At 39.2% G+C, this 12,456-nt stretch carries 10 protein-coding genes; 5 read left to right on the forward strand and 5 right to left on the reverse strand.

Going from position 1 to position 12,456, the window contains the following annotated elements:
* Nucleotides 1–52: 52 nt before the first annotated feature.
* The 5 genes from ERK18_RS01565 to ERK18_RS01585 form a co-directional block, all read right to left on the reverse strand.
* Nucleotides 53–1,918: an FAD-dependent oxidoreductase gene (locus ERK18_RS01565; RefSeq protein ID WP_187154002.1), complete on the reverse strand. Its 1,866-nt coding sequence runs from the start codon at nt 1,916–1,918 to the stop codon at nt 53–55.
* A gap of 29 nt (nt 1,919–1,947) precedes the next feature.
* Nucleotides 1,948–3,168 carry an MFS transporter gene (locus ERK18_RS01570; protein WP_122052919.1) on the reverse strand — a complete coding sequence of 407 codons (1,221 nt, stop codon included), beginning with the start codon at nt 3,166–3,168 and terminating at the stop codon, nt 1,948–1,950.
* A gap of 30 nt (nt 3,169–3,198) precedes the next feature.
* Nucleotides 3,199–4,683 carry an FAD-dependent oxidoreductase gene (locus ERK18_RS01575; RefSeq protein WP_187154003.1) on the reverse strand — a complete coding sequence of 495 codons (1,485 nt, stop codon included), beginning with the start codon at nt 4,681–4,683 and terminating at the stop codon, nt 3,199–3,201.
* Between the two features lie 204 nt (nt 4,684–4,887).
* Nucleotides 4,888–5,799 carry a LysR family transcriptional regulator gene (locus tag ERK18_RS01580; RefSeq protein WP_187154004.1) on the reverse strand — a complete coding sequence of 304 codons (912 nt, stop codon included), beginning with the start codon at nt 5,797–5,799 and terminating at the stop codon, nt 4,888–4,890.
* Nucleotides 5,800–5,948: 149 nt separating this feature from the next.
* Nucleotides 5,949–7,751, reverse strand: coding sequence for an FAD-binding protein (locus ERK18_RS01585; protein WP_187154005.1), 1,803 nt, complete (start codon nt 7,749–7,751; stop codon nt 5,949–5,951).
* A gap of 200 nt (nt 7,752–7,951) precedes the next feature.
* Here ERK18_RS01585 and ERK18_RS01590 point away from each other — a divergent pair, with 200 nt between their 5' ends.
* From ERK18_RS01590 to lepA, 5 genes are all read left to right on the forward strand, one after another.
* Complete coding sequence (locus ERK18_RS01590) at nt 7,952–8,365, forward strand: cupin domain-containing protein (RefSeq protein WP_187154006.1); 414 nt, start codon at nt 7,952–7,954, stop codon at nt 8,363–8,365.
* Between the two features lie 2 nt (nt 8,366–8,367).
* Nucleotides 8,368–8,685, forward strand: coding sequence for a carboxymuconolactone decarboxylase family protein (locus ERK18_RS01595; protein ID WP_187154007.1), 318 nt, complete (start codon nt 8,368–8,370; stop codon nt 8,683–8,685).
* Between the two features lie 143 nt (nt 8,686–8,828).
* A complete protein-coding gene (locus ERK18_RS01600) occupies nt 8,829–9,797 on the forward strand; it encodes an asparaginase (protein ID WP_187154008.1) in 969 nt (322 codons plus the stop codon).
* Nucleotides 9,798–9,909: 112 nt separating this feature from the next.
* On the forward strand, nt 9,910–10,572 hold the full coding sequence (locus ERK18_RS01605; RefSeq protein WP_222710076.1) for a TetR/AcrR family transcriptional regulator: 663 nt from the start codon (nt 9,910–9,912) through the stop codon (nt 10,570–10,572).
* A 1-nt stretch (nt 10,573) separates the two neighbouring features.
* Nucleotides 10,574–12,388 carry a translation elongation factor 4 gene (gene lepA / locus ERK18_RS01610; protein ID WP_187154009.1) on the forward strand — a complete coding sequence of 605 codons (1,815 nt, stop codon included), beginning with the start codon at nt 10,574–10,576 and terminating at the stop codon, nt 12,386–12,388.
* Nucleotides 12,389–12,456: the final 68 nt, after the last annotated feature.

A 12,456-nucleotide genomic window follows, 5' to 3' on the forward strand; every position in this document is an offset into this window, starting at 1 on the left:
TAGTAAAAATTATGTACAAATCAATTAATTCATACATGATTTTTGCCATAATCTACTTACAGGCTTTAGCAGTTTCAGCCGCATCAATTCCGGCTAGTCTACCAGAAATATAAGCAAAGCCTAAAGTACCACCTTCAAAATCAACGTAAGCTTTGCCATACATTCCTGAGGCATCGGCACCAGCTACGTAAAGGTTTGGTACTGGTTCACCATTTGGAGCTAAGGCGTGCATTTTTTCATCAATGGTTGCACCACCAAGAGTGCCCAGGTTACGGGCGATGAATTTCACAGCGTAAAATGGACCCTGCTCTACTGGAATCATTCTCTTGGTATCAGAGAAGAACAAGTCATCCTCGCCCTTCTTCTTAGCGTTGTTGTATTGCTCAACTGATTTAGCCAAATTATCTTTGTCAACACCCATCTTTTCAGCTAATTCTTCGATGGTGTCTGCAATAAAAATAACATTGGTTGAAGCCAGTTTATTCAATAATGAAGTAAAGTCTGTCTTCTCGTGTTCGTGCTTAATATTTTCATCAGTATCCGTTGGGAAGTTAAATTCCATGTAAAATTGATGATGATTCTTCCACTTGCCATAGTGGTCTTCGATTGCAACTGTGCCGCCTTCTTTAATCTTATCCAGCATTGCCTGGTCAAAGACAACAAATTCAGTTTGTTGTGGTTGTTCTGACAATTCTGCACCGTGAACAGCGAAATCTATTGCATGGGTTTCACTAGCATAACGTTGACCACGATTATTAACACGCAAGTTCGGAAAATCAGCTAGGGCATTGACAGGCATCCAGTTTGGACCAACAAGTTTAGCCATTTCGCCAATATCTTTATCACTAAAAGTTTGCCAGAAGTAGTGCGTTGAGCCATTAATGTGGTGAGCAGTACCAGCATCCCAGGCCATATTCAAACCATCACCAGTATTTTGCAAAACTTGACCTTGCGTGCTGACGTCGCCAAGATACTTTTTGCGCATTTCAGGACTGCCACCAAAGCCACCAGTTGCAATAACTACTTTCTTAGCATTAACGTGAAGAGTTTCTTCATCACCTTCGGCAATTAAACCAGTGACTTTACCTGCACTATCTTGCAACAATTTTTTACCTGCAAAGCCAAAGTACATCTTGCCACCGATTGACTTGAATTTTTCAATTAGTTTGGTTACGGCCTTAGTGCCACCTTCTTGATAGCCATGAAGAGTGGCTGGCATACCAATGTGATCGTAACTGCCACCTGTACCAGCGTCAACCAATTTCATAATTGCACCGTTTTCATTTAACCAGTCAACCGTCTTACCTGATTCGTCGATAATGCGGCGCACAAGAATTGAGTTCATGTAGCCTTGGGAGGCATCCATGTATTCGTCATAAAGCCATTTCTTAGAAACAACCGCATTTTGATCTTTTTGTTGTTGACTGTCGCCGGCAAACATACCACCAGCAAAAGTAGTCGCACCAAGTGGAGAAATGGTTTTTTCAAGCAAAGCTACACTTGCACCATGTTGACGAGCTGCTAAAGCGGCTGCTACGCCTGCACCACCGGCACCAACTACTGCGACATCAACATCAATAGTTTCTTCCTTCTTGCCAGCAGTTTGGCCACCATTTTCTTTAAGGGCATCAAAGTCAACCCCTGCCTTATTCAAGGCTTCTTTAACGCCTTCAATAATACCGTGTGAAGTTTCAGAAGCACCAGAAACAACATCAACATCGACTGATTGCTGATCCACAATTTTTTGTGCCATTTTCTTAAATGCGTTATCAGCTAAACTATCGGGAGCATATTTATCTAACGGTTTAACATTTACTATCTTGTCTGAGTCAACCTCAACTTCAAGATTAATTTGACTTTCCTTACCTTGACCAGAACCGGTATACTTTCCTGGGTTCTCGGTTATTTTTTTTGCCATGTAAATGACCCCTTTCACTTTAAAAAATCTTATTCAGCATGACGACGAGCAGCGTTTGCGTCTGGTAAAACTGCCAGTACGATAATTTGTACTACAAATACAAGACCTTGAATAATAAAGGTTAATGCATAGTTCTTACCAGCAATTGAAGAAATAATAACTGGAAGGAAGAATGATAATAGCAGTGATACTGTACCAACAAGTCCACCAGCACTACCAGCGTTCTTAGGACCGATCTCTGGGAATGTAATTGGCATAGCCTGCATAATAGGACCAGTCATAGCGCCAAATACGCCGCCAAGGATTAGTGCAATGCTTAATGGCATTCCTAATGGAATATACCAAGTTATGGCCATCAACAGACCACCAAGAGCAGTAATAACAATCATCATTGGTTTAGCCTTTTTGGCCTTATTGATAATTGCTGGGCCAAAGAGTGAACCTGCTAAACTACCAATAGTAGCAACAGAAGCAACCACACCAGCAGCTGCAGGAGTCATTCCTCTGGCAGCAAATGCTTGGGGCAAAATGCCTGAAAAGGCTTCACTAGCACCCATACCAAAGCCAACGGCTAAAGCAACATACCAAGTTTTCTTACTTTTGGCAGCAGCCTTGAAGAATTCAAACGATGACTCAGATTTGCCTTGTTCTGTTTGAGGTTGTGGAACTTCTTCACCCTTAGGAGTGTCTTTAACAAAGATCATCCAGCAAACAGCTAAAACCAATAGTACCGTTGATGAAAAGATATATGCCTTTTCAACAGTCGGGAATAAAGAACTGGTAGCTTGGGATAGCATAATTCCGACACTGGCAGAAGCAAAGAAGACACCCATAGCTGTATTAGTATCTTGTTTAAACCAGGTACCAAAGATTTTCAGAGTATTAGCATTTAACAGAGCCATATAAACTCCAAAAAGTAACAGGAAAATAAACATTGTGATAAAGTTATTAGCAAAAAGGCGACCATATGCACCTAGTACTGAGATAACCAAACCAACAGAAACGATTTTCTTAGCTCCGAACTTATCAGCAAGAGAGCCGGCAGGAATACTTAAGAAAACTGCAATAAGCATTGGTGCCATTAATAAACTTTGAAATTGTGCTGGTGAAATGTGCAACGCTGGCATAATTTGGACAGCTAAAGCAGAAATCTGAAATTGAATGTAACTACTAATTGCGTCAAGCAAAGCAGCTATTGCTAAAATTACCCACCTATAATTTGAAAGTTTAGGTAACTGTTTTTCATCCATGATATATAAAAACTCCTTTTATGATAAAAACTAATTTTCAGCAGCATATTGTCCGGCTAGACGACCAAAGGTCTGGGCGTGACTGCAAGTAAGGCCAGGAATTCTATCTGGATAACTGCCCCAGAAGAAACCACCACTGGCGTTACCAGCTGCGTATAGGTGAGGAATTGGATCACCATTCTGGTCAATGACTTCCATCTTAGTATTGATCCGTAAACCATCTAGAGTAGCAAGCAAACGTCCACCCATGATGACACCATAGTATGGCGCTTTATCTACTGGGAATAATCTGAACTTCTCTTTACCAAAGTCGGTATCAACGCCTTTTTCACACATCTCGTTATAACGTTTAACACTGTTAACCAGGTTATCTTTTGGCAAATTCAATTTTTCAGCTAATTCTTCAATGGTATCAGCTTTCTTAACCAGGCCGTCATCAATTCTGCGTTGAATCTCTTCTTTGTTCTCCTCTGTATTGTAAATACCAGGCCAGCCTAAACGAGAACAACCTTGAGTATCAAATTGTGCCAAGTGATCCATAGTATCTTCAGACCAAATTTGTGCTTCAAGGTAGCCTGGTTGCTTAGCCATTGCATTAATATCAAATTGGTAAGGTACACTTTCGTTGCCGAAACGCTCACCTTTTAAGTTAACTTTTAGTAGTGGGTAAGCACCCATCCAGAAGTAGCCTGGATCCTTAAAGTCAATGACATAATGGTCTTCAGCCTTAGTGCCAACAGGAACTGCACCACGGTCAAAAATGATTTCAGCTGGTTCTTCATCGCGAGCAGCACCGACTTTAAGGCCAGCAAGAATACCTGAACCATCATCACGAGGTCCATCTGAATAAACATTCTTCTTGTAGCCAAGTGGATCCCATTTCTTCATCAATTCAACATTGGCACCGTAACCGCCAGTACAAATGATGACACCCTTATTAGCTTTATATTCAGTCTTTTCGCCACTTCCGCGATCGCTGGTAATTACACCGGTTACTGCACCACTATCATCTGTCACTAATTCTTCTAATTTAGTGTTGTATTTAAGGGTGACTCCTAGTTCTTTGACCTTATCAATTACCCAATCGCCATAATGAGCCCAGCCGTTGTCAGGTGTTGCAATTGCTAACTCAGTATTGAAAGCTGTATTAACAACAGTTTCATAGTGGGCATCTTTTTGTGGTCTCAAAACACCGCCATTTGGTTTCAAAATGTTATCTTCAAGCCAATTGGCAGTTTCGTCTGCATGATTTGCCCAAGTCCAAAGTAAACGTTCATCAACGTTATCTTGGAAGAACAAGGTTAAAAAGTTCATTAGTTTAGCTTTATCAACTTTAATTCCTGCTCTTCTTTGGGCGTTACTGTCCAGCGCAGCAAAGAATGAACGGAATAAAAATCTTGAACTTCCTTGCTTGTCAATCAGGAGAACTTTTGCTCCCTTTTCAGCAGCAGCACAAGCTGCCATTGCGCCAGCATTGCTGGCACCAGCAATAATGACATCATAAGTATTTTCCATTTTTATACCTCACTTCTTTAAACAAATCCTTTAACCGTTTTCATAATACTATGAATCAAGTGAATTTATGCACCATATTTAGAATTAAGAATTACTAAATGGAATACAGAACATAACAATTTAAAAAGGCAAAATAAAAATGCTTGTAAGATCAACGTTTAAGTGCTGACTACAAGCATTCCAAAAACAACTTTTATTTGTGCATTACTTATTTTTATCCTCAGATAAATATTCGTTTATTGCTTTTTTTAATGTACTGACCACTTTTTCAAGTACAGAATCATTAGTAAAACTCTCCATGTATGCAATTCCATATGGTGAAATATCATGATAATCAATGGGAATATATTTAATTCCCTCTGATTGATAATCTGCAATGAAGTTGGGCAAAATGCCATAACCCCAACCGCCTCTGACATAAATATCCATGGCCAAGAAATCTTGCACAAATTTGATATGTTCCATACCTAATTTATTGATTAAAGCAGTTTGAAAATTCAACTGTACATTTAAAGAACTGTTAGGATCAAGCAAAAATACGTCACGATCAATTAAATCTGAAATAGAAATCTTAGATTTTTCTGGTAAAGGAGAATCTTTTTGACAAGCTACTACCACTTTACCTTGAACCATTGGCTCAAAGTGAATATCTTCAACAACATCAACATCTTCTCGTGCAATTGCACACAAATCAACGTGATGGTTAAGAAGCTCACCAATAGAATTGTTGAGTACAAAGACAAACTGGATGTTCAAATTACTCCCAGATTCACGCAATTTGCGCAAAAAAATGGGCAGAATTTTTTGTTCAAACGGTGTATCGCAGACCCCTATTCTTAAAAGCGTTTCTGGGTCATTCTTTTTGCTTTGCAAGTATGCTACCGTGTAATCCATATCATCTACCACATTGCGCGCAACACGATAGAAGTACTTGCCAGCGCTCGTTAAGGAAATACGGTGATGAGCACGATTGATTAAAGTTACCCCCAGTGTATCCTCAAGATCCTTAATATTTTTAGAAACTGCCGACTGGGAGAAATTTAAGCGCTCAGCTGCAATAGTAAAACTGGAATTATCTATGGCCTTAATAAAACAGCGTAATTGAGTGAAATTCATTTTATTACCTCATCAAATTAACAAAAATTTTCTTCCTGTGTATATTATACTAAAAATTAACATACTTAAAAAAGACTGTCCTATTAGTTACTGTTTTGAGCTATACAAAAGGGTCATTTAATTTTAATGACCCTTTTTAGCAATACTTATTACTTTATTTTACTTAGTGCATCCCTAACTGCGTCTTTGAGACCACGTGATGAACTCGAAGCACCACTGACTGCGTCAACATCAACAGTATTTTCCTGAACCATCTTAGCAGGCAGAGTCTTAATAGCTTTCAAACCATAGTCATCTGACTCAGCCTGTTTCAAAACTTCAATATTCTTTAGGTTCTTTTGCTCATCAACAGTTACCCGTACAACTATTTCATCACCCATGCCTTTAGTAGATTTACCAATGTATTGGTTCTCTCCTGTTTCATAGGTTTCATGTTTAAGATCTGAAGTTAAATGCTTTTCATGCATAGTAGCCCCACTTGCTGCATCAGTTGTTTCATCAACTTTGGGTTTAGCCGCATTTTCTCCGGCAATCTTGCCCCAAATCAAACATTCTGCCAAGTTATTGCCGCCTTGGTATTGGTTAACACAGATACCGCCAAGTTCACCAGCAGAATAAAGGTTAGGGATCGCTTTTCCTCTGGTATCCAAAATTTCCGCATTCTTATTTCTTCTTGGACCACCTTGAGTGTTAAGCATTGTCTGCTCTAGTTTGACGGCATAAATTGTATTACCGTCAAACGCACGCAAAGTAGCTGGATCTCTTCTAAATTCGGGGTCGTCTTGTTCCTGACATGCTTTATTAAAACGATTGAGAGTATCAGACAAAACTGCTGGATCAACTCCAATTTTATCGGCTAGTTCGGAAACAGAGTCAGCCTTGATAACATTTTCTGTGTATGGCTCGTAATCGCCAATAATTTTATCATTATCTAATTCATGCTTTTTGGTTTCATCAAAAATCAAGTATGGGTGTTCTTGATTTAGTGGTACTTTCCACTGACCGTGATTCTTGATGTGACCGTGACGATTTTCTTCTGCTTCATTAAAGTATCTGGTACCGTCATCACCTATAACAAAGGCACTACCAGTAGAAACAGCTTCATTTTGGGCTCCCAGCATTAAACGACCACGCTGGCCCGCTGGAACTGCAAAAGCCATGCCATGAAGCAAACCCAAAGACTCAAAGTTGTGCAAATGCCAAAAGTCGGCGCCAACTTCTTGAGCCATTCGCAAACCGTCACCTTTGTTATAAAGGGTACCCAGTGGTGCCAGTCTCTTGGCGCCAATAAAGTCTTCAATCATTCTTTGGTTATTTTCAAAACCACCGGTAGTCATGACAACACCATTTTTAGCCTGAACTTTGAGCAGCTTACCGTCACGCTTAATCACTACGCCGTAAATCTTTTTAGTTTCCGGATCTTGAATTAGTTCTTGAGCAGGCGTGCTGTACAAAACATCAATTTTGTCTTGCCGTTTCACTACTTGCTCTTTTAAAATCTGCCATAAGGAAGCGTCAAACCAATGTTTAGTGACAGTGGTAAAGTCATAAGACTCTGAACCCTCAAACTCAGGAAATTCTCTGAAAGCATAACTTTTATCTGGCGCATATTCTTTAGCACTATTTGGTTTAACACCCAAATATTTTGAAACATATTCAGGAATGTGCACCATCCCATCGACATAAGTATCAATCATCTCTTCGTCAAGTTCCATTGGCGCCGTTAGTTTCTGATAATACTTTTTCAACTCATTAAAGTCATTACCCGTACCAATTAATTGGGCAGAATACCGGGTATTACCACCTTCGTGCCCTTCAGGAGCTGCATCAACCAGTAGCACTTTAGCGTCATGATCAGCCGCAAACCGAGCAGCAGTGGCACCAGCACCGCCAAATCCTAAAACAACAACATCATAATTTGCATCCCATGCAATATTCTTTTGATAAATCATGTTAATCTCCTTTGTATAAATCGCTTTCATTTATCAAATTAATTTTATCACGTTATTTTTTAACAAAATAACAAATTCACAAAACAATAACTAATTATTAATAAATGTAATTTAACTCATAATTACTGTTAAAATAACTTGACTTAAAGTACACATTAAGTACTAAAGTAATCGTATAAATCAGGTAAAGGAGAATCAATATGGACGATCACAAAGATGATGTGCAAAATGGTACTTTTGCTTTGGGTGAAAAGAATACTGCTTATCAAAAATATTTTATTGGCCAGAGTTACCTGCAAAGCTTGGTCAATGATCCTAAGATTAACGTAAGCGTCTCAAACGTTAGTTTTGAACCGGGTTGTCGCAACAACTGGCACCAACATATGGGCGGCTTTCAAATTTTATTAGCTACAGCTGGCGAAGGCTGGTATCAAGAAGAAGGAAAGAGTGCACGTAAATTACATCCGGAAGATGTAGTAGTTGTTCACGACGGTGTTAAGCACTGGCATGGTGCTACCAAAAAAAGTTGGTTTGCGCATATTGCAATCACTGCGGGAACACCAAAATGGCTGGAGCCAGTCACAGATGAAGAATATGAAAAATTGGAGGATTAAAAATGAAAAAGCAAACAGCCGGTAGAGATAATTTAGGTGATTTTGCACCTAAGTTTGCAGAATTGAATGATGATGTTTTATTTGGTGAAGTCTGGTCAAGAGAGGACAAGTTGTCTGCACGTGACCGTAGTTTAATTACTTGTGCCGCATTAATGGCACAAGGAGCTTTTCCTCAACTTAAATCACATATGATTATTGGAAAAAAGAACGGCATTACGAAAGACGAAATAGTCGAACTGATTACTCATTTGGCATTTTATTGCGGCTGGCCGAAGGCTTGGTCTGCTTTTGATTTGGCAAAAGAAATTTTCACTGATTAAAGCCTTTAATTTAAAGCAGCTGACCTTTTGTCCGGCTGCTTTTTATGTCTAAAATCTATGGTCTTAAACGGTTTCTGCATCCCTAATTTTATGCTAACCTGTAGAAGTATTAATTAAAGAAATCACAGGAGCAAAAACCTATTATGAGTAAAAAAATTCTAATCTTACATACTGGTGGCACCATTTCAATGTCAGAAGATGAAAATGGAAAAATTAAGCCTAACAGTCAAAATCCCTTGGCTGACCTGTCTTTAAACGTTAATGACGATGTTCAGATAGTTACTGAAGAAATTTTCAACTTGCCTTCTCCTCATATGACACCGGAGTGCATGTTGCAACTTTCTTTGCGGATCCGCCAAGCAGAAGCCGAAGGTTTTTTCGGGGCAGTCGTGACTCACGGCACAGACACTCTGGAGGAAACAGCTTTATTTTTAGATTTAACCATTTCCAGTAAAATGCCTGTGGTAGTAACCGGAGCTATGCGCTCTTCTAATGAAATTGGCAGCGACGGACTGTACAATTTCAGAACCGCAATCATGGTAGCCAGTTCTGATGCTTCTATTGGCAAAGGTGTTGTAGTTGTGATGAATGATGAAATTCATCCCGCCCGTTATGTTACGAAGACCCATACTACAAATGTTGCTACTTTTCGCACAGCCACATTTGGTCCTATAGGAGTTGTATCCGAAGGTCACGTTAATTACGTGCAAACCATCAATCCCCAGCAACACTTACCAATTGACCACATTATTTCAAATGTTTATTTAGTAAAGGCCTATGCAGGAATGGGACCAGAGATCTTTCAAGCTTTAAACAAGCCATCAACAAACGGGTTAGTAATTGAAGCTTTAGGTGCCGGTAACATGCCACCCCAAACATTACCTGAATTGCAAAAACTGCTTGATAATGGAATTCCCCTGGTATTGGTTTCCCGTTGTTTTAACGGTATTGCTGAACCAGTTTATGATTATCAAGGTGGCGGTGTCGGATTAGCCAAAATGGGCATTATCTTCTGCCGCGGCCTCAATGGACAAAAAGCCAGAATTAAGCTCTTAGTTGGTTTAAGTGCTGGTCTGAAAAATGAGCAATTAAAGAAATACATTAATAATTAAATCAGCAATGAAAACCATCTTCATATAAAGATGGTTTTTTCTTGCAAAAATTCATGATTATTTGTAAAATGACCGATGGTCATTATTGAATGAAAGGAGTATATTTGCCATTATGTATGTCTTGACTCCCAAAGAAAAAGAAGCAAAAAAACAGCTCATTGCAACTGCTGCCAGCAAGTTATTTCAAAAAAATGATTTTAACCAAATATCTATGGCGCAAATTGCCAATGAATCTGGCGTGGCAAAGGGCACACTATTTAATTATTTTAAAACTAAAGAAAATATCTTTATGTACTTATTGCTTTCTGGTTACCAAGATTACCTCACGGAAGTTCTTCTGCGTTTTCAAAAAACTGAAAATATCACTTCTTGGGCTGATTTTTCCTCTTTTATACTAGAGCAAAACCATTTGTTAATTAGTCAGAGGACTGATTTATTACGTCTTAACGCGCTACGTGGTCCAATTTTAGAAACTGCCGCTGACAGAGAACAGACATTGGCTGGTCGCGAAAAACTCTACGAAATAAACAGGAAATTGGGACAAGCAATAGCCGAGAGAATTTCACTGCTTAGCGTTAAGCAAGCCAGTCACCTTTTCATCATTCAAAGTGCAATTATTAGCGGACTAATGAATATGATGAACCTGGATGAGTTTCACCACGATCAATTACCCGTTGATTTTAAAGTTTTTCAAATCGACCTCGAACAAGAAGCAAATCAATTAATGCTCTTTTATTTACAAGGCATAGAGCAAAAACTGGAAGGAGCAAAATAAAATGAAACTTGCTAATATTAGAAATTTTGCCATAATTGCTCATATTGATCATGGTAAATCAACATTAGCTGACAGAATTATGGAACAAACTGATACTGTGAGCAAAAGACAGTTAAGTGACCAACTTTTGGACAGCATGGAAGTTGAGCAGGCGCATGGCGTGACAGTCAAATCAAGATCAGTGCGTAACTTTTATCAAGCGGATAACGGTCAGGAATACGAATACAATTTAATCGATACTCCAGGGCACGTTGATTTTTCTTACGAAGTTTCTAAAAGTCTGGCTGCAAGTGATGGTGCTATTTTACTGGTCGACGCAACTCAAGGTGTACAAGCACAAACCGTAGCCAATTTGCGTTTAGCTTTAAAACATAATCTGACTATCATTCCGGTGATTAACAAAATTGACAATGCAGCGGCAGACGTAGAGGCAACAGAGGCACAAATACGTGCCTTAAGACCAGAATTTGCAGATGCGGATATTTTAAAAATTTCTGCTAAAACAGGAGAAAATATTCATCAAGTTTTAGAAGCAATTTATCAAAAAATTCCAGCCCCTCAGGGAAAACCCGATGCAGCACTTAAGGCACTGATTTTTGACTCACAGTATGATTCATATCAGGGAATTATCGCGGATGTCAGACTAATTGATGGTCAGTTAAAGAACCAGCAAAAATTGCAGCTAATGCAGGGCGGCAGCAAGTTTAATGCGCAAGCAATAGGGATTTTCACTCCAAACATGCAGCCGGTAAAGGAATTAAATGCGGGAGAAGTCGGCTATATTGTGACTGGAATTAAAGATGTTGCCAGTGTCCAGGTTGGCGATACCTTAACCACTGCAGAAAATCCTACTAGAAATGCCATTCCCCACTTTAAGCCAGCGCAATCAATGGTTTATGCCGGTTTTTATCCTAAGGGAGATACCAGTTATGAAGCCTTAAAACAAGCTATTAGTAAGCTGGCTCTAAATGATTCCGCTTTTCATTACGCTCCCGAACAGTCTGAAGCTCTTGATGCTGGCTTTCGCTGCGGTTTCTTAGGCATTTTTCACTTGCAAATAATCCAGGAACGACTGCGCGATGAATATCATGTGGAAGTATTAACCACTGCACCGAATGCAACCTATCATGTTTATCTCAAGCAGCCTCAGCCTAAGCAGGAATACCTCATAATCACCAATCCAGCGAAATTTCCTGACTTTTCTGAGATTGATTACGTCACTGAATCTTATGTCAAAGCAGTCATTACAACGCCCAATGAATATTTAGGTGCAGTCATGAAATTATGTGACCAGCATTTTGGAGAGATGATTGACTTGGACAATCAACAAGATTTAGTCACATTGACATACAAATTGCCTGTTTCTGAAATTGCCTATGACTTTTTCAACAGCTTAAAATCAATTACTCATGGCTTTGCTACACTTGATACCGAATTTCTGGATTACGAACTGGTTGATGTAGTCAAAATTCAAATTCAGATCAACTATGCCGTTGTTGATGCTCTCGACATTATTGTGCCACGTCAAAAAGCCGATTTGATCGCCCATAAGTTAGTTAAAAAATTGAAATATACTGTGCCGCGTCATCTATACCCGATGCCTGTGCAAGCAATGGTGGAAAACAAATCAATTGCGAGAGTTGACGTGCCGCCTTTACGCAAAAATGCGGCTGTGAACGGTGAAAAAAGAAGCATCTCGAAAAAGCAACAACTTTTACGCAGACAAAGTTTAAATAAAAGACAAGCTGTTAAAAGCGACATTAAGTTGCCCCAAAGCGTCTTCGATGCAATTTTAAACATTAATGAACCGGATTAAGAACTTGAGGCAAATAAAAGGCGAGAAGATATATCTTTCTGGTTTTCTATAGATTAAAGTTTCATCAA

The sequence above is a fragment of the Lactobacillus kimbladii genome, from assembly GCF_014323605.1.
In the GTDB taxonomy this organism is placed as follows: domain Bacteria; phylum Bacillota; class Bacilli; order Lactobacillales; family Lactobacillaceae; genus Lactobacillus; species Lactobacillus kimbladii_B.